The 18464-nt window shown below is 63.0% G+C and carries 13 protein-coding genes, 1 pseudogene and 1 riboswitch; of the genes and pseudogenes, 7 read left to right on the top strand and 7 right to left on the bottom strand.

The genetic code is table 11. The features are described 5' to 3' along the window. Positions 1–4 precede the first annotated feature (4 nt). Together A9971_RS33320 and A9971_RS33315 are read right to left on the bottom strand one after the other, a co-directional pair. Positions 5–748 (bottom strand): methyl-accepting chemotaxis protein, encoded by a 744-nt coding sequence (locus A9971_RS33320; RefSeq protein WP_370059449.1) that lies wholly within the window; start codon positions 746–748, stop codon positions 5–7. 111 nt (positions 749–859) lie between these two features. After that, positions 860–1057: pseudogene (locus tag A9971_RS33315) on the bottom strand (HAMP domain-containing protein); the annotation flags it as partial. Between the two features lie 1362 nt (positions 1058–2419). Here A9971_RS33315 and A9971_RS24520 point away from each other — a divergent pair. Then, on the top strand, positions 2420–3238 hold the full coding sequence (locus A9971_RS24520; protein WP_011063371.1) for a M48 family metallopeptidase: 819 nt from the start codon (positions 2420–2422) through the stop codon (positions 3236–3238). 85 nt (positions 3239–3323) lie between these two features. Here A9971_RS24520 and A9971_RS24515 read toward each other — a convergent pair whose 3' ends face one another. The 3 genes from A9971_RS24515 to A9971_RS24505 form a co-directional block, all read right to left on the bottom strand. Next, entirely contained in the window at positions 3324–3908 is a 585-nt protein-coding gene (locus tag A9971_RS24515; RefSeq protein ID WP_183000093.1) for a TMEM165/GDT1 family protein, read from the bottom strand. Between the two features lie 92 nt (positions 3909–4000). Continuing rightward, positions 4001–4122: riboswitch (yybP-ykoY riboswitch) on the bottom strand. A gap of 52 nt (positions 4123–4174) precedes the next feature. Then, entirely contained in the window at positions 4175–5173 is a 999-nt protein-coding gene (locus tag A9971_RS24510) for a class I SAM-dependent methyltransferase (protein WP_125062172.1), read from the bottom strand. A gap of 31 nt (positions 5174–5204) precedes the next feature. Next, positions 5205–6170: a 2-hydroxyacid dehydrogenase gene (locus A9971_RS24505; protein WP_053160073.1), complete on the bottom strand. Its 966-nt coding sequence runs from the start codon at positions 6168–6170 to the stop codon at positions 5205–5207. 84 nt (positions 6171–6254) lie between these two features. Here A9971_RS24505 and A9971_RS24500 point away from each other — a divergent pair, with 84 nt between their 5' ends. Next, the gene (locus tag A9971_RS24500; RefSeq protein WP_011063367.1) at positions 6255–6884 is read left to right on the top strand and encodes a LysE family translocator; all 630 of its coding nucleotides are present in this window, start codon (positions 6255–6257) and stop codon (positions 6882–6884) included. On the opposite strand, the gene A9971_RS24495 is transcribed toward A9971_RS24500, so the two are convergent. Beyond that, complete coding sequence (locus A9971_RS24495; RefSeq protein ID WP_041119820.1) at positions 6868–7641, bottom strand: helix-turn-helix domain-containing protein; 774 nt, start codon at positions 7639–7641, stop codon at positions 6868–6870. The genes A9971_RS24500 and A9971_RS24495 overlap by 17 nt on opposite strands. An 87-nt stretch (positions 7642–7728) precedes the next feature. Here A9971_RS24495 and A9971_RS24490 point away from each other — a divergent pair, with 87 nt between their 5' ends. The 5 genes from A9971_RS24490 (at position 7729) to A9971_RS24470 (ending at position 17395) form a co-directional block, all read left to right on the top strand. Then, positions 7729–8913, top strand: a complete 1185-nt coding sequence (locus A9971_RS24490) for an MFS transporter (RefSeq protein WP_183000067.1) — start codon at positions 7729–7731, stop codon at positions 8911–8913. Between the two features lie 146 nt (positions 8914–9059). Next, the gene (locus A9971_RS24485) at positions 9060–10742 is read left to right on the top strand and encodes a fatty acid--CoA ligase (protein WP_019093006.1); all 1683 of its coding nucleotides are present in this window, start codon (positions 9060–9062) and stop codon (positions 10740–10742) included. Positions 10743–11080: 338 nt separating this feature from the next. Continuing rightward, positions 11081–12970, top strand: a complete 1890-nt coding sequence (locus A9971_RS24480) for a DUF1302 domain-containing protein (RefSeq protein WP_019093007.1) — start codon at positions 11081–11083, stop codon at positions 12968–12970. A gap of 30 nt (positions 12971–13000) precedes the next feature. Further along, positions 13001–14365, top strand: a complete 1365-nt coding sequence (locus A9971_RS24475; RefSeq protein ID WP_011063362.1) for a DUF1329 domain-containing protein — start codon at positions 13001–13003, stop codon at positions 14363–14365. A 294-nt stretch (positions 14366–14659) separates the two neighbouring features. Beyond that, complete coding sequence (locus A9971_RS24470; protein WP_183000066.1) at positions 14660–17395, top strand: LuxR C-terminal-related transcriptional regulator; 2736 nt, start codon at positions 14660–14662, stop codon at positions 17393–17395. Between the two features lie 24 nt (positions 17396–17419). Here A9971_RS24470 and A9971_RS24465 read toward each other — a convergent pair whose 3' ends face one another. Further along, positions 17420–18322: a LysR family transcriptional regulator gene (locus tag A9971_RS24465; protein WP_011063360.1), complete on the bottom strand. Its 903-nt coding sequence runs from the start codon at positions 18320–18322 to the stop codon at positions 17420–17422. Between the last annotated feature and the right edge of the window lie 142 nt (positions 18323–18464).

Below are 18464 nucleotides of genomic sequence, written 5' to 3'. Positions count from 1 at the left end.
GTGATTAGACTTTGAACTGGTTGATCAGGCGCCGTTGCTGTTCGGCGAGCTTGGTCAGCCCGGCGCTGGCCGCACTGGACTCATCGGCACCGCCCGCCACTTCATTGGCCACCTGGCCGATATTGATCACATTGCGGTTGATGTCCTCGGCCACCGCGCTCTGCTCCTCGGCGGCGCTGGCGATCTGGGTGTTCATGTCGTTGATCACCGACACCGCCTGGGTGATGGTTTCCAGGGCTTGGGCCGCCTTGGCCGCGTGTTCCACACTCTGGTCGGTCTTGTGCTGGCTGTCCTCCATCACCCGCACCACTTCCCGGGTGCCCTGCTGCAGTTGCTGGATCATCGACTGGATTTCTTCGGTGGCCTGCTGGGTTTTCTGCGCCAGGTTGCGCACCTCGTCGGCAACCACCGCAAAGCCCCTGCCTTGCTCGCCGGCCCGCGCCGCCTCGATTGCCGCGTTGAGCGCCAGCAGGTTGGTCTGCTCGGCAATCCCGCGAATGGCGATGAGGATGGCGTTGATGTTCTCGCTGTCCTTGGCCAGGGTCTGCACCACGCCCACCGCACGGCCGATTTCCTCGGCCAGGGCGCCGATGGCGCTGGAGGTGTCGCGCACGATCTGCATGCCCTGGCTTGCGGCCTGGTCGGCGTGGCTGGCGGCTTGCGCGGCCTGGGTGGCATTGCGCGCGACGTCCTGGGCAGTGGCGGTCATTTCGTGCACCGCGGTGGCTACCTGATCGATTTCAACCATTTGCTTGTGCACGCCCTGGTTGGTGCGAATGGCGATGTCTGCGGTGTGTTCCGAAGAATCGCTGACGCTCTGAACCGAGGTCACCACTTGGCTGATCATCGCCTGCAGCTTGGCCAAAAAGGTGTTGAAGCCTTTGGCGATGGAGCCCAGCTCGTCAGCGCGATCGCTGGTCAGGCGTCGGGTCAGGTCGCCTTCGCCCTGAGCGATGTCGTCGAGCATTGCCACCATCTGCCGCAGCGGCCGGGCAATGCCGTGGCCCACCAGCCAGATCACCAGCAAGCCGAGGCCGGCAATCACCAGCCCGACCATGGCCATGCCGAAGGTGTCGGCCTTGCGTTGTTCGGCCAGGTCACCTTGCAGTTTGTCGAGGTCGGCCATCACCGCGCTCAGCGGCAGTTGCAGCATCAGGGTCCAGTGCGCATCGGTCTGGCCGATGCCGAAGGGCAGGTACAGGCTGATGGTGCCGTTGGCCTGGTCGACGTCGTAGGTCACTTCGCCGCGCTTGAGGCTGGACAGCTTGGTCAGTGCATCACTGCTGAGCACGTCGCTGACTTTTTCACCGAACTTGCTCGAGTCCTTGGTATAGGCGACCAGGCGACCGTTACCGCCGATCAGGGCCATGTGCCCGGCGCCGCCGTAGAGCTTCTGGTTGGCGCCCACCAGCATGTCCTGGATGAAGTTCACTGACAGGTCGGCACCCACGATGCCCTGGAACTTGCCGTTGAGCAGGATCGGCTGAATAAAGGAGGCCAGCATCACCACCTTGTCGCCGACCTTGTAGGGAGCGGGGTCGATGGCGCAAGGCTTTAGGCTGTCCTGGGAGCAGAGGTAGTACTCGCTGGCGCGCACGCCGGTGGAAAGCAGGGTCCGATCATTGACGTCGGCCAGTTTGTCCAGGCCCAGGCTGCCGTCTTCATTGCGGAACCACCAGGGCAGGAAGCGGCCGTTTGCTGCATCGATACCCACCACCGAGGTGCCTACGTAGGCAGCGTCGTCATGGTCGATGGCGCCGGGTTCCCAGCCAATGTACGCACCGAGGATCTTCGGGTTCTGGGTGACGTTTTCCTTGATCAGGGCAATCAGTTGTTCACGGCTCAGGCTCAGCCCGGCATGGCCTTGCGAGTCCTGGGTGCCCATCAGCGCATTGACCCGCACCAGGCCGCCGGCGATCAGCAGGGGCGCTTCCAGTTCGCGCTGGATCTGGCTGACCTGGGTCTGCGCCAGGCCGCTCAGGCGTTGTTCGATGACCTGTTCGAACTGGGCCTGGGTACGGTCTTGCACCATCTGCTGGGTCCTGGCCCCGGAGAACAGGGCGTACAGCACCAGGGCTGCAACCACGCTGAGAACGATGGCGCCGGCCAGGGCGGCGACGGAAAACTGGATCGACTTGAACTTCATAGAGGCTCCGGGCGCAGGAATTTAGGTCTGCCGAGCTGTATCGGCCGCTGCAGCGCTGGCCATTAGCCTTACACGGAAAAATGACTGTTTCAGGGAGCTTGATGTCGTTCTTGGCAAACTGTGGGGGTAACCCGGGCGGGATTTGCGGGAGGAATGAATTTTCTCCTGCAAGGCAGATATGTATCTGAAATGCGACCGATTGCTGTTTTTACATCTGGCGCGGATACATTTCCGCCCTTAGGATACGCGCCACGTTTTCAGGGAGGTTTCATGATGAAGAAGTCATTGGTCGTATGTGCATTGAGTGCCGCAGTACTGCTCAGCGGTTGTGAAACGGTCAATACCACCAGCGGTGGCGTGGTCGGTGTGGATCGCAAGCAATCCATGTTCAGCATGGTTTCCAGCGCTGAAGTGAACCAGTCCTATGCCCAGTCCTATCAGCAGACTCTGGGTGAAGCCAGCAGCCAGGGCGTACTGGACAAGACCAGCGCCAACGCCAAGCGCCTGCAGGTCATTGCCAACCGCCTGATTGCCCAGGCGCCGACTTTCCGCCCCGACTGCGCGCAGTGGAAATGGGAAGTCAACCTGATCAAGAGCGACGAGCTCAACGCCAACTGCGGTCCTGGCGGCAAGATCATTTTCTACTCCGGGCTGATCGAGAAGCTCAAACTCACCGACGATGAAATCGCCGCGGTCATGGGCCATGAAATTGCCCACGCCCTGCGCGAGCACGGTCGCGAAGCCATGTCCAAGCAGTACGCGGTCGGTGCCGGCAAGCAGATCGCCACCTTGTTCGGCGTTCCGCAGGAAACCGTAGCCCTGGGCGACAACGGGGTGAACCTGCTGATGACCCTGCCCAACAGCCGCGAGAATGAAAACGAAGCGGACCTGATCGGCCTGGAACTGGCCGCCCGTGCCGGTTACAACCCGAATGCGGCCATCAGCCTGTGGAACAAGATGGGCCAGGCTGCCGGTGGCTCCGCGCCGCCCGAGTTCATGAGCACTCACCCGGCTTCCACCAGCCGTATCGCTTCCTTGCAGGCGGCGATTCCCAAGGTGATGCCGCTGTATCAGGCCGCCAAGAAGTCCTGATCCCTTCGCGTCATTGTCGATGACGCTATCGCCGGCAAGCCGGCTCCTACGGGTTGCGTAGGGGCCAGCTTGCCGGCGATTTCGTTTATACCCAGCCGCTGATCTGCATGGCCTTGTACACCGCCACCACGGCGAGGATGAAGAAGGCCGACGCCGCCAGGCGACGGATCAGGGTCAGGGGCAGCTTGTCTGCGGCGAAGTTGCCTGCCAGGACCACCGGTACGTTGGCAATCAGCATGCCCAGGGTGGTACCGATGACCACCAGCCACAGATCCGGGTACTGCGCCGCCAGCATGACGGTGGCGACCTGGGTCTTGTCACCGATTTCTGCCAGGAAGAAGGCGATCAGGGTGGTCAGGAATGGGCCGAACTTGCGTGCAGTATTGGCTTCGTCGTCGTCCATCTTGTCCGGAACCAGGGTCCACAGCGCGGTGGCGGTGAAGCTGGCGGCGAGGATCCAGTGCAGGGTCGAGTCCGAGAAGAAGCTGCCGAACCAGGCGCCTACCGCACCGGCCGCCGCATGGTTGGCCAGGGTCGCGGCAACGATGCCGGCGATGATCGGCCAGGGTTTGCGAAAACGTGCGGCGAGAATCAGGGCAAGCAGTTGCGTCTTGTCGCCGATTTCGGCCAAGGCAACGATTGCGGTGGGAACGAGCAGGGAGTCCAGCATCATCAGGGTTTTCCTAAGGGGCGGGTCGACACGGCTATGACACGTACAGCCTTCCCGCCCCGGGTAAGGTGTGCGTGTCATAGGTCTTGTCAAACCCTGCGGTCCGTCTGTGCGGACTCTTGGGTCGCATGCGCCATGGTCTGTTGACCAAGTATGTTGACGCATGCCGGACGAGCGTGGCGCTCGTGGGAGACTACTCCCCTAGGACGGAGCGGATTCTGCCTAGGCAAAACCCTTTCGGCAAGCCTTGTTTGCGAAAAAGGATTTCAGCCACGCTTGGCCCGATAAATGCGAAAGCCCTGGCCTTCCGCCTTGATCGCACAGGGCCCCAGGTGCTCTTCGATCAGCGGCTGGTAGCGCAGGAAGCTGTTGGCAACTACTCGCAGTTCTCCACCTTTTTGCAGATGTTTGGCTGCTTTTCGCAGCAGGTTTTCCGTTGCCTGGTAGTCGGTATGGACCCCGGTGTGGAAGGGCGGATTGGTCAGGATGCCGTTCAGCCCCATGGGCGCGGCGTCGATTCCGTCACCGGTCAGCACCTCGGCTTCCAGGCCGTTGGCCGCCAGGGTCAGGCGGCTGCTGGCGGCGGCGAAGGCGTCCACATCCAGCAGGGTCACGCGGCTGTCCGGGTAGCGGCGTTTCACGGTGGCCCCGAGCACTCCGGCACCGCAGCCGAAGTCCAGCAGGTGGCCGGCGGGCAGGTGGTCCAGGTGCTCCAGCAGCAGCGCGGTGCCGCGATCCAGCCGGCCATGGCTGAACACCCCCGGCAGGCTGATGACTTTCAGCGGGCCTTCGGCCAGCGGCAGTTCGTACTCCTGGGCCAGGCTCTGCAGGGTGAGCGGTTCGGGAGCATTGGCCACCGTGACCTGCCACAGCTGGCAGTGCCGGGCGCTATCGAGCTTGCGTGGCTTGCCGAAAGGGTTGAGTTGCTTGGCCGCACTCTCCACGCCGCTGCGCTTCTCGCCCACCAGGTACAGTTCGCGCCCGGCCAGGCGCGAGGCCAGGGCGTTGAGCAGGTAGTCGGTGAGGTCCTTGGATTTGGGCAGGAACAGCACGGCGCTGTCGAAGGATTCGACCGGTGCGTCTACGCCAAAGTGACTGCGGCCGGGAAAGCGCGCCTCCAGGGCTGCCTGGTCGCCGGCGTGCCAGCTCCAGCCCCGGGCATTGGGCAGGCGGCCCAGCAGATCGTCGGCGGCCAGGCCGGCCAGCAGCAGTGAGCCTTGAAACAATTCAGCCTGACGCAACAGTACTTCACTGCGTGTGTCCATGATCCGCCCCCGAAAAAAGTGGCGAAGTTTATCAACTCACGACCCGCAGCGGGGCGCCGCTGAAGAAGGCGTGGGCGTTTTCCGTCAATTGACCGACGATTCGCTGGCGGGCCTCGCGGCTGCCCCAGGCGTTGTGTGGAGTGACGATCAGGCGCGGAATGTCGCCGGCCAGCAGGGGGTTGCCAGCCACCGGGGGTTCGACGCTGAGCACATCGGTGGCTGCACCACCCAGGTGACCATTGCGCAATGCATCGGCCAGGGCCTGTTCATCGATCAGCCCCCCGCGGGCGGTGTTGACCACCAGGGCTCCGGGCTTGAGCAGGGCCAGTTCCCGGGCACCGATAAAGTGGCGGGTGTGCTCGTTGAGGGGGCAGTGCAGGGTCAGGGCGTCCACTTGCGGCAGCAGTTCCTCCAGCGGCAGGCGGTCCGGGCGGGTCGGGCGGCCTGGAATCTGCCCCAGCAGCACACGCATGCCAAAGGCTTCGGCCAGGCGGGCCACCGCGCTGCCCAGTTCGCCATTGCCCAGCAGGCCCAGGGTCTTGCCCGCCAGTTCGATGATCGGGTAGTCCAGCAGGCAGAACTGACTGGCCTGTTGCCAGCGCCCGGCAGCCACGGCCTGCTGGTAATCGGCGACCCGGGTGGCCAGGTTGAGCAGCAGCATCAGGGTGTGCTGGGCCACCGAGGGAGTGCCGTAGCCCTGGCAGTTGCTGACGGTGATCCCCTGCTTGCGGGCTGCGGCCAGGTCGACATTGTTGGTGCCGGTGGCGGCCACCAGGATCAGTTGCAGGTCGGGGCAGGCGGCCAGGGTTTCGGCTGTCAGCGCCACCTTGTTGCTGATGGCCACCCGGGCGCCCTGCAGGCGTTCGGCGACCTGTTCCGGCGCTGTGTGGGCATGTACTTGCAGAGGGCTGAAGCTGTCATGCAGCGCACCCAGGTCCAGGTCACCGAGGTCCAGTGAGCTGTGATCGAGGAAGACGGCGCGGCGATTGTTAGTCATGAACTGTACCTTTTGCACGAGGGTTCTAAGGCGTAATCTGCCGAGCCTAACAGATGAAATAATTAGACATACACAGGAGCCTGCATGTACTTCACCGAGTTCTTGACCGTTGCCCTCATCCATCTTCTGGCAGTGGCCAGCCCCGGCCCGGACTTCGCCGTGGTGGTGCGTGAAAGCGTGACCCACGGCCGTCGCGCCGGCACCTGGACCGCGCTGGGCGTGGGCTGCGCAATCTTCCTGCACGTGGGTTACTCGCTGCTGGGGATCGGCCTGATCGTTTCCCAGTCCATCGTCCTGTTCAACGCACTGAAGTGGCTGGCTGCGGCCTACCTGCTGTACATCGGCTACAAGGCCCTGCGTGCCCAGCCGGCCAAACCGGCGGCCGACGACTTGCACAAGGAGGCCGGGGTCCGCACTGCGCGTGGGGCCTTCACTTCAGGCTTTGTCACCAATGGCCTGAACCCCAAGGCGACGCTGTTCTTTCTCTCGCTGTTCACCGTGGTGATCAACCCGCATACGCCGCTGGCGATCCAGGCCGGGTATGGCGTGTATCTGGCGGTGGCCACCGCTGTCTGGTTCTGCCTGGTGGCCATGCTCTTCAGCCAGCAGCGGGTTCGTGCCGGCTTTGCCCGCATGGGCCACTGGTTCGACCGCACCATGGGCGCAGTACTGATCGCCATCGGCGTGAAGCTGGCCTTTACCGAGATGCATTGATTGCGCTGAGCTGATTCAGGGCCGCCACGTAATGCCGTGGCGTATCCCCGAGCAAACGGCAGAACATCGCGCTGAAGGCCCGGGCGCTGCCGTATCCCAGCGAGTCGGCCACGCTGTGCACGCTTTCCCCGGCGAGAAGGCGTGGCAGGGCTTCCATCAGGCGCACCTGCTGGCGCCAGGCATTGAAATTCATCTGCACCTGCTGCTGGAACAGCCGCGCCAGGGTTCGTGAACTGGCGCCGACCTGCTGCGCCCAGTCTTCCAGGGTGTGGGGGTGATCCGGGGTCTGTATCAGGGTCCGGCAGATGGCTTGCAAGCGCCGGTCCTGGGGCATGGGAATGTGCAGCGGAAGGTTTTCCAGGGCGGCGATTTCTTCCAGCATCAATTGCTGGATCAAGGGGTTTTCCGCTTGTTCCGGACCTTGCACGGCACGCAGGATCAACTCCCGCAGCAACGGTGTGACCGCCAGGACGCAGCATTGGCGCAATGCGGGCGCAGACAGCTCCGGGTCGATGAACAGAGAGCGCATGCGCACCTCGCCAACCATGAAGATTTCATGCTCCACCAGTGGCGGGATCCACACCGCCCGGCTCGGTGGGATCACCCAGGCGCCCTGGGCGGTGACCAGGCGCATGGTGCCGCAGGCGGCGTAGAGAAACTGCGCCTCGCGATGGCGGTGCAACGGTTGATGCGCGGCGTCGGGGTAGTCCCGGGGATAGGCGCTGACCGGCCCATGGTGGAAGTGGTCGATTAACATGTCCGGTCCAATGACTTTGTTGTCAGAAATGCGGTGGATTGCCAAATTAGCATAGGCGGCACAACAACCAACCCCCGGTGTGTCGCCATGAATCAAGCCCGAAACGTCATCCGCTACGTCAACGCCGCCCATGTCATCGATCACATGTTCATGCTGATCTTTCCCGCTGCCGTGCTGGGCATGACCCAGGCCTTTGGCCTGGACTATGCCGGGCTGATCGGTCTGTCCCTGGGCGGTTTCATCGCCTTTGGCGCCTGTTCGCTACCGGCCGGCTGGCTGGGGGATCACTGGAGTCGGCGGCAGATGATGCTGCTGTTCTTCTTCGGCATCGGTGGCGCCTCGATCCTCACCGGGCTCAGTAATAGCCCGAGCATGCTGGTGATCGGGCTGACCCTGATGGGAATATTCGCCGCTATCTATCATCCGGTCGGCACCGCGATGCTGGTGGCCTATGCGCAGAATCGCGGGCGCGAGATCGGCATCAACGGTATGTGGGGCAACCTCGGCGTGGCCTTCTCGGCCTTGATTACCGGCTTGCTGGTGGCGCGCTTCGGCTGGCGCTCGGCGTTCATCCTGCCGGGGAGCGTGGCCATCCTTCTGGGTGTCTGCTTTGCCTTGCAGGTGCGTGACGAGCCTGCCCCCGCACGCGCCCATGTGCCGCTCAAGGGCAAGGGCGGGCAGCAGATCTCCATGTTCCTGGTGTTCGGCGTGCTGGCCCTGGCCACAGCCACTGGCGGGGTGGTCTTCAACGCCTCCACCATGACTTACCCGAAGCTGTTCCAGGAACGCCTGCATGAATTGTTCACCTCGCCGCAGACGCTGGGGGTGGTGGTCAGCCTGGCCTATGCCTTCGGCGCAGTGGCGCAGTTGTTGATCGGCCGGGTATTGCACCGCTTCAGCCTGAAGTGGCCGTTCATCATTTTGACCCTGCTCCAGGCCCCGTTGCTGCTGGCGATGGCCGACAGCCAGGGTTGGGGCGTGATCGTCCTGGGTGCGGCCTTCATGTTCGTGGTGTTCGGCCAGGTCACGGTGAACGATGCCATGGTCGCGAACTTCGTTGCGCCCCAGTGGCAGTCGCGAGTCTTCGCCTTGCGTTACTGCCTGTCGTTCGGTGCCAGTGCCACGGCGATTCCGCTGATTGCTCTGGTGGAACCGCGCCAGGGCCTGAGCGGCCTGTACCTGGTCCTGGCGGGGGTCGCGGCGCTGACGTTTGCCGCGGCGCTGGCCTTTCCCCGCACCCCCGCGGAAGCGGCAGTGGGGCAAAGCGCCTGAGGTCGTGCAGGGCCGTAACAATACTGGCCTGAAGCTAGTATTTGTACGGCCCTGCAAATCATTCCTTTGGCTGATTTAGCGGGCGCGCAGGAGCTCTAGAGTGGTTATCCTCCAGTCACGACCGAGCCGTCAGAAAAGGGATTCTTATGTTGCAGACTCGCGTTATTCCTCCCGCCGAAGGCGCCTACCAATACCCACTTCTGATCAAGCGCTTGCTGATGTCCGGCACCCGCTACGAAAAAACCCGCGAGATCATCTACCGTGACCAGTTGCGCTACACCTATCCGACCCTGATCGAGCGGGTGGCGCGCCTGGCCAATGTGTTGACCGCGGCCGGGGTCAAGGCGGGGGACACCGTGGCGGTCATGGACTGGGACAGCCATCGCTACCTGGAGTGCATGTTTGCCATCCCGATGATCGGTGCGGTGATCCACACCATCAACGTGCGTCTGTCGCCGGAGCAGATTCTCTACACCATGAACCATGCCGAGGACCGCTTCGTGCTGGTCAACAGCGAGTTCGTCGGCCTGTACCAGGCGATTGCCGGGCACCTGACCACGGTGGAGAAAACCCTGCTGCTCACCGATGCCCCGGAGAAAACTGCCGAGCTGCCGAACCTGGTGGGCGAGTACGAGACCTTGCTCGCCGCCGCCAGCCCCCAGTACGCGTTCGAGGATTTCGACGAGAACTCGGTGGCCACCACCTTCTACACCACCGGCACCACCGGCAACCCCAAGGGCGTGTACTTCACCCACCGCCAGCTGGTGCTGCACACCCTGGGGGTGTCCACCATCATGGGGGCCATCGACAGCGTGCGCCTGCTGGGCACCAACGATGTGTACATGCCCATCACCCCGATGTTCCACGTGCACGCCTGGGGCTTGCCGTACGTGGCCACCATGCTCGGGCTCAAGCAGGTCTATCCCGGGCGCTACGACCCGGAGTACCTGGTGGAGCTGTGGCGCCGGGAGAAGGTCACCTTCTCTCACTGCGTGCCGACCATCCTGCAGATGGTGCTCAATGCCAAGGCGGCCCAGGGTACGGATTTCGGCGGCTGGAAGATCGTCATCGGTGGCAGTGCGCTGAACCGCGCGCTGTACGAGGCGGCCAAGGCCAAGGGCATCCAGCTGACGGCTGCCTACGGCATGTCGGAAACCGGACCGCTGGTGTCCTGTGCACACCTGAATGATGAACTGATGGCGGGCAGCGAGGACGAGCGCACCACCTACCGCATCAAGGCCGGGGTACCGGGGCCGCTGGTGGAAGCGGCAATCATCGATGCCGAAGGCAACTTCCTCCCGGCGGACGGCGAGGCCCAGGGCGAGCTGGTGCTGCGGGCGCCCTGGCTGAGCGAAGGTTATTTCAACGAACCGCAAAAAGGCGCCGAGCTCTGGGAAGGCGGCTGGCTGCATACCGGTGACGTGGCGACCCTGGACAGCATGGGGGTGATCGACATCCGCGACCGGATCAAGGACGTGATCAAGACCGGTGGCGAGTGGATCTCCTCCCTGGACCTGGAGGACCTCATCAGCCGCCACGTGGCGGTACGTGAAGTAGCAGTGGTGGGCATCGCCGATCCGCAGTGGGGCGAACGCCCATTCGCCCTGCTGGTCATCCGCGAGGGCCATGAGATTGGCGCCCGCGAGCTCAAGGAACACCTCAAGCCCTTCGTCGAGCTGGGCCACCTGAGCAAGTGGGCGATTCCCAGTCAGATCGCCCTTGTTACTGAAATTCCCAAGACCAGCGTTGGCAAGCTCGACAAGAAGCGCATCCGCGTCGACATCAGCGAGTGGCAAGCCAGCAACAGCACCTTCCTCTCCACGCTCTGAGCGTCCCCGGCCGTGCCCGCTCGGGCACGGCACGCCCACCCGGCAAGCCTTTGCCTTGTACTCACGGATTTTTCAGTCATTCTTGCCGCGCCGTTTTTCAAAGGTTATGGCAAAGGGCTGTTCCAGTGCGGTGGGTGGCTGCAAATCACACTTTAGAGGGATCAAGCAGTAATCCCTGCTGGATATAGTCCGTTCACGGATTTTTCTGAACGACGGAGCATTGCGGGGTGCTCGCGCCACGCAACTTCGGAGCCGGGACAAGTGTTCATTCAACCGGTATTCGAAGCGTTTTCAGAAAAGCGTACTGCCATAACAATAATGCACATGGAGTAGCGTCGATGACATCAGCAAACCAGTTCTGGCGCCGGGCGAAACTGCCCCTGGCCGTCGGTCTCGCCTCCACGCTCGCCGGGCCGGCATTCGGCGTCAGCTTCAACATCGGTGAAATCGAAGGCAGCTTCGATTCGTCCCTGTCGGTGGGGGCCAGCTGGTCGACCGCCGGGCGCAACAAGGACCTGATCGGGGTCAACAACGGCGGCAAGGGCCTGTCCCAGACCACCGATGACGGCCACTTGAACTTCAACAAGGGCCAGACCTTCTCGAAGATCTTCAAGGGTATCCATGACCTGGAATTGAAGTACGGCGATACCGGTGTGTTTGTCCGTGGCAAGTACTGGTATGACTTCAAGCTCCAGGACGAAGACCTGGACTTCAAGAACGTCAGCAACGACAACCGTAAAGAGGGCGCCAAGTCTTCCGGCGGGCAGATTCTCGATGCCTTCATCTATCACAACTACTCCATTGCCGATGAGCCAGGTTCGGTGCGCTTCGGTAAGCAGGTGGTGAGTTGGGGCGAAAGTACCTTCATTGGTGGCGGTATCAACTCGATCAACCCGATCGACGTGTCGGCGTTCCGCCGTCCTGGTGCCGAGGTCAAGGAAGGTCTGATTCCGGTCAACATGTTCTACATCTCCCAGAACCTGACCGAGAACCTGTCGGCCGAAGCGTTCTACCAGTTGGAGTGGGACCAGACCGTTACCGATAACTGCGGCACCTTCTTCTCGCAGCCGGACAACATTTCCGATGGCTGTGACGACAATCTGCGTCTGCTCGCCAAGCGTTCGACCATCGCCGCCACGGCGCCGGGGCGCGCGGCCCTGGCCGCGATGCAGGCTCGTGGCGTCGACGTCAACGAAGAAGGCACGCTGGTGCGTCGCAGTGGCGACCGAGATGCCCGTGACAGCGGCCAATTCGGTGCGGCGTTCCACTACAACTTCGAGCCGCTGGACACCGAGTTCGGTGCCTACTTCATGAACTATCACAGCCGAGCGCCGATCTTCAGTGCCACGGCGGCACCACAGTCGGCTTACAACATCGCTCCTGGCTTTGGCTCTCTGGCGCCGGTGTGGATCGCCGGTAATTCGAAGTACTTCGTTGAGTATCCAGAAGACATTCGCCTGTATGGCTTGAGTTTCTCCACCACCCTGCCTACGGGGACGGCGTGGAGCGGTGAAATCAGCTACCGGCCGAATGCGCCTGTACAACTCAACTCTACCGATATTCTCTATTCCGCCGTTCGACCTCTGAAGGGGGCATTCGCCAACGCCTCGCTGCTTGAAGGTGTAGCGGGGCAGGACCTTCACGGCTATCGCCGCAAGGAAGTCACTCAGTTCCAGACCACCTTCACGCACTTCTTCGATCAGGTCATGGGCGCCAGCCGTCTGACGCTGGTGGGGGAGGTGGGGGTTACCCACGTCGGAGGCCTTGAGAGCAAGTCGGATGTCCGCTATGGACGTGATCCGGTGTTTGGTCCTGGCGCCTTGCCAGCCACCGGCGGGCAAAACACCTGTCGTGCGCTTAACTCCACCACCATTGCCGGTGCAGGTCCTGGTGCAGACGCCAGCAATCTGAGCGCCAACTGCAACAACGATGGCTTCACCACCGCCACTTCCTGGGGCTACCGCGGCCGTGCCATCTGGGAGTACCCGGATGTGTTCGCTGGTGTGAACCTCAAGCCGAACGTGGCTTGGTCCCATGACGTCAAGGGTTACTCGCCAGGTCCTGGCGGTAACTTCGAAGAAGGCCGCAAGGCCATCAGCCTGGGGCTGGATGCCGAGTACCAGAACACCTACACCGCGAGCCTGGCCTACACCAACTTCTTCGGTGGCGACTACAGCACCGTGGATGACCGGGATTTCCTCGCCTTGAGCGTTGGCGTGAACTTCTAAGCACACTGCATTTTCAGGAAGAACAACAATATGAAAATCACCAAGAGTCTGTTGCACGTCGGTGTGCTGGGACTGTCACTGCTGGCCACCGGGGTCATGGCCGCGGTCTCGGCCGATGAAGCCGCCAAGCTGGGTACCAGCCTGACGCCGATGGGCGCGGAAATGGCCGGCAATGCCGCCGGCACCATTCCGGCCTGGAAGCCACTGGCGACCAATGCTGGCACCGTGGACAGCAAGGGTTTCCTGTCCAACCCCTACGGCAGCGAGCAGCCGCTGTTCACCATCACCGCGCAGAACGTCGAGCAGTACAAGGACAAGCTGGCGCCGGGGCAGTACGCGATGTTCAAGCGCTACCCGGAAACCTTCAAGATGCCGGTCTACCCGTCCCATCGCGGGGCCACCGTGCCGGCTGACGTGTTCGCCGCGATCAAGCGCAACGCCACCAGCACCAACCTGGTGTCCGGCGGCAACGGCCTGGAGAACTTCGAAACCGCGATTCCGTTCCCGATCCCGAAAAGCGGCGTGGAAGTCATCTGGAACCACATCACCCGCTATCGCGGTGGCAGTGTGACCCGCCTGGTGACCCAGGCCACGCCACAGGCCAACGGCTCCTACAGCCTGGTGTACTTCCAGGACCAGTTCGTGTTCCGCGACAAGATGAAGGACTACGATCCGAAGAACCCGGGCAACATCCTGTTCTACTTCAAGCAGAAAGTGACCGCGCCGGCGCGCCTGGCCGGTGGCGTGCTGCTGGTGCACGAAACCCTCGACCAAGTTAAGGAGCCGCGTTCGGCCTGGGTCTACAACGCTGGCCAGCGCCGCGTACGCCGCGCCCCGCAAGTGTCCTATGACGGCCCGGGTACCGCTGCCGACGGCCTGCGTACTTCCGACAACCTGGACATGTACAACGGTGCGCCGGATCGCTACGACTGGAAGCTGGAAGGCAAGAAGGAGATGTACATCGCTTCCGACAGCTACAAGCTCGACTCGCCGACCCTGAAGTACGCCGACATCATCAAGGCCGGCCACATCAACCAGGACCTGGCTCGCTATGAGCTGCGCCGGGTCTGGCATGTGGTGGCAACCTTGAAGGAAGGCCAGCGCCATATCTACGCCAAGCGTGACTTCTACATCGACGAAGACACCTGGCAGGCAGCGGTGATCGACCACTACGACGGTCGTGGCCAGCTGTGGCGCGTGGCCGAGGCTCACGCTGAGAACTATTACGACAAGCAAGTGCCGTGGTACGCCCTGGAAACCCTCTACGACCTGCAGTCCGGCCGCTACCTGGCCCTGGGCATGAAGAACGAAGAGAAACAGGCCTACGACTTCGGTTTCACCGCCACCACCAGCGATTTCACCCCAGCCGCCCTGCGTCAGGACGGGGTTCGCTGAGCCGCTGCAAATAGAGGCCGCATCCTCGGAAAAAGCCCCGACCTGGTTCGGGGCTTTTTTTTGCCTGAGGGCCCAGCCTTGGAATCCATCCAGGTACAGGCAGCTTTCTCGAAGCTAATTAGCCACTTAATCAATAAATAAACGAAATATCTTTTAATCATTCAGAGTTATCTGACCAATTTGCTCATAGTCTTTTTCGCCCGAATGGTCGCAAAAATCTTCAACAGGTGGCCTTTTACCGCTAGTCTGCGGACATCTGCTACGCCGACAACCGTACATCAATAAGAGTTGGCCATGACTGACCTGTCCCCCCTGCAACGGCCTGCCAGCGCGGTGATCCCCGCTCTGGAGGGACGTTTTTATCGACCCCCCCTGCCCGATGGATACGTGCAGCGGCCGCGTCTTTGCGAGCGCCTGGGCGCCGGGTTGAAGGGGCGATTGCTGCTGGTCTGTGCGCCTGCCGGGTTTGGCAAGAGCTCGCTGGCCGTGGAGTTTTGCCAGGGCCTGCCGGATAACTGGCAGAGCCTGTGGCTGGGGTTGAGCCGCCGGGACAGCGATCCCGGGCGTTTCCTCGAGCGTCTGTTGGCCGGTCTGCAGCAGTACTTTCCCCAATTGGGACGGCAGTCCCTGGGCCTGTTGAAAATGCGTCAGCGTCACCAGCCCTTCGCCTTTGAAGAGTGGCTGGACGGCCTGCTGGATGAGCTGGCGGTGCAATTGACCGGTGCCAGTCCGTTATTGCTGGTGCTGGACGACTATCACCTGGCCCAGGGGCCGGTCCTCGATCGTTGCCTGCAGTTTTTTCTCAATCACCTGCCCGATGGCTTGCTGGTGCTGGTCACTAGCCGCCAACGCCCGGACTGGCACCTGGCGCGGCTGCGGTTGTCCCGGCAACTGCTGGAGCTGCACGAGCAGGATTTGCGCCTGACCCACGACGAGTCCCTGAGCCTGCTCGACCGGCACAGCAGTTCGCTGCGCGGCGAAGCCCTGGAAAACCTGATTCAGCGCAGCGAAGGCTGGGTGGCCGGGCTGCGTTTCTGGCTGCTGGCGGCGTCCGAGGCGGGAGCCGGGGGCGCGCTACCCCAGGGCCTGCATGGCGGGGAAGGACTGATCCGCGACTACCTGCTGGAAGAGGTCATCGACTGCCTGCCCGCCGAAGTGCAGTCATTCCTGTATGACACGGCGCCCCAGGAGCGGTTTTGCGCCGAGCTGTGCGATGCCCTTCGCGAAGCCCATGACAGCGCCGAGATCCTGGGTTTCCTCCAGGCCCACCAGGTATTCCTGGTGCCCCTGGATGAACACGGCCATTGGTATCGTTATCACCACCTGTTTTCCGACCTGCTGCGCACCCGGCCCACGGCCAATGCCCTGGTGCCAGCGGCCAGCCTGCACCTGCGCGCCTGCCGCTGGTTCAACGCCCAGGGGCTGCTCGACGAGGCGGTGGAGCAAGCGCTGCGCGCCGGGCACCTGGACGTGGCGGCCAACCTGGTGCAGAACCTGTCCGAAGAGCAACTGCTGGCGGAACAGAACGTCGGCATGCTGCTGCGCTGGAAGATGGACCTGCCCGACAGCCTGCTGATCAGCACGCCGCGGCTGATCGTGCTCTACAGCTGGGCCCTGGGCCTGGCCTGCCAGCTGGATGCGGCGGAGGAACTGGCCAATCACCTGAGTCGTTTCCTGCCGGCCCCTTCGGCCACGGCGCAGAAGTCGATGTTGGCGCAATGGCTGGCCCTGAGCGGAATCATCGCCCGTGGCCGCGGCCAGCGGGAAAACACCCTGGCCTATTGCAGCGAGGCCCTGGAAAGCCTGCCGCCCAAACGTTATGGGCAGCGCCTGATGTGCCTGTCGACCTTGTCCAACCTGGCCATTACCGATGCCGATCTGTGGCGGGCCCGCAGCCTCAATCGCGAATCCCTGGAGCTGGCGCAACGGGTCGGCAATCCGTTGTTCGAAGCCCTGGCCCACTACGACCGTGCCCGGGTCCTGCAGGCCCGCGGCGAAGTGCTGCGGGCGCAGGAGGAGGTACACCAGGGGCTGCGGCGCCTGCAGGGCCTGTCGGCCCAGCGGTTGTATGCGGTGCGGGCCCGGCTGACCCTGTATGACGGTTATCTGCTGACCCTGCGCGCCCAGCCCGAGGCCGGCCTGTTGCGCTTGCAGGCCGGCCTGGTGGAGGCCCGGGCCTGTCGCGATATCAGCGTGCTGATCGGTCACTGCGTGATCGCCAAGCAGGAAGGCCTGGGTGGCGAGTTCTCCCGAGCCTTCGCCGAGCTGGCGGAAGCCGAGCGCTTGATGCACATCTGGGACGTGCCACCGATCTATTACCTGGCAATGATCACCCTGGTGAAATGCGAGCTGTGGCTGGCCCAGGGGCGTACCGATCTGGCCGAAGCCTGGCTGGCCCGCCTGGGCCAGACCTACACCGGCGAACAGGCGGCGGCGCCACCGGAGTTCCACCCGCAACTGCCGTTGCACATCGAATTGCAGCAAGCCCAGCTTGAAAGTATCAAGGGCGACCTGGGCCGGGCGGAGCAGCGCTTGAATCGGTTGGTCGAGCATGGTCAGCAAAGCGGCCGGCAGTTGCTGAGCGTCATGGCCCTGACCCAGAAAGCCGCACTGTTGCTGGCGGCCGGTCGCGGTCCGCAGGCCCGCCAGGACCTGGCCCAGGCTCTGGAGGCCGGGGTTGGAGGCGCGGTGCAGCCGTTCATGGCATTGCTCCATGGCCATCCCGGCTGGATGCGTGAGCAGTTGCAGCAGGGCGTATCGACAGCCCTGACCCAGGCGTTGCTGGAGCGGTTGCCGGCAGCATCGCGTGAACCTCAGGAGATCGTGGCCCATAACGAGTCCTTGAGCTCCCGGGAGCTTTCAGTGTTGCAGTTGATCGCCCAGGGCTGCTCCAACCAGGAAATCAGCGAGCGCCTGTTCATCTCGTTGCATACGGTGAAGACCCATGCCAGCCATATCAACAGCAAGCTGGGGGTAGAGCGCCGGACCCAGGCCGTGGCCCGGGCCCAGGAGCTGGGGTTGCTGGGGTAGGCGCTGCGCCACTGGCTGCCGGGGCTAGCGGGCCAGGTGCTCCTTGCAGTAGTCGGCGAACAACCGCGCCGGCTTGGTCAGTTGGCCACGTTTGAGCCAGGCGGCCACCAGGCCTGAACCTGTGACGTCCTCGACAATGTCGACACACACCACCGGCTTGCCATCGTAGGAAAAAGGCGAGTGGGGGCGGGTGACCAGGATCGAGAAACCGAAGCCCTGGCCGACCATCCCGCGCACCATCTCGATGGACGGTGAGCTGAAGGCAATCTGCGGCGTCAGCCCCAATTCTTCGAACAGGCTGACGAAATAGGTGCGGCTCGGTTGCACGTCCAGCAGGATCATCGGCTCCAGGCACAGGTCGCGCAGCGATACCTGGGGCTGCTTGGCATAGCGATGGCCGGCCGGCAGCAAGGCGTAAGGCCGTTGCGGCGGCATCAGTGGCTCGGTTTCGATGGTGCCGTCCAGGTCATGCTCATAGAGGATCGCCAGATCGAACGCGCCACCGGTCAGGCCCTGTACCAGTTCCTGCTGTTCGCCATCACGGATGCGGATTTCCACCCCGGGATAGAGCGCGCTGAAGCCGGCGATCAGCTGTGGCAGGTACAGCGGTGCCACGGTTTCGAAGCAGCCGATGTCGATCTGTCCGGCGACCACGTCGTTGTCTGCCAGGGCGTTCTGCTCGAACTCCTTGGCCATGCGCAGCAGCTCCTGGGCCTTGCGGTAGAAACGTGCCCCGCTGGGGGTCAGGGAGACGCCGAGAGCATGGTGACGAATCAGCAATTGCACGCCGAAGCTGTCCTCCAGGCCCTTGATGGCGGTGGAGATCGACGGCTGGGCAATGTACAGCTTGCGTGATGCCTCGGCGACGCTGCCGCACTCGACGGTGGTGATGAAGTACTTCAGTTGACGCAGATTGTAGGCAGCCACAGCGAACCTCGTTCTTTGCCCGGGCACGGGGGAAGGGCGGCCGGGTCAGGGTGACCCGGGACTTGCATGCATCACCGCGCATGCAGTGCGCTTGATGCAAGCAAGTTACGCACCGGCAAGGCTCCCCCGGCGTGTTTTTTTG

It is taken from the genome of Pseudomonas sp. UME65 (assembly GCF_014170225.1).
Taxonomy (GTDB): domain Bacteria; phylum Pseudomonadota; class Gammaproteobacteria; order Pseudomonadales; family Pseudomonadaceae; genus Aquipseudomonas; species Aquipseudomonas protegens.
The sequence above is the reverse complement of the archived record's forward strand: the minus strand, read 5'-3'. Positions and strand labels throughout refer to the sequence as shown.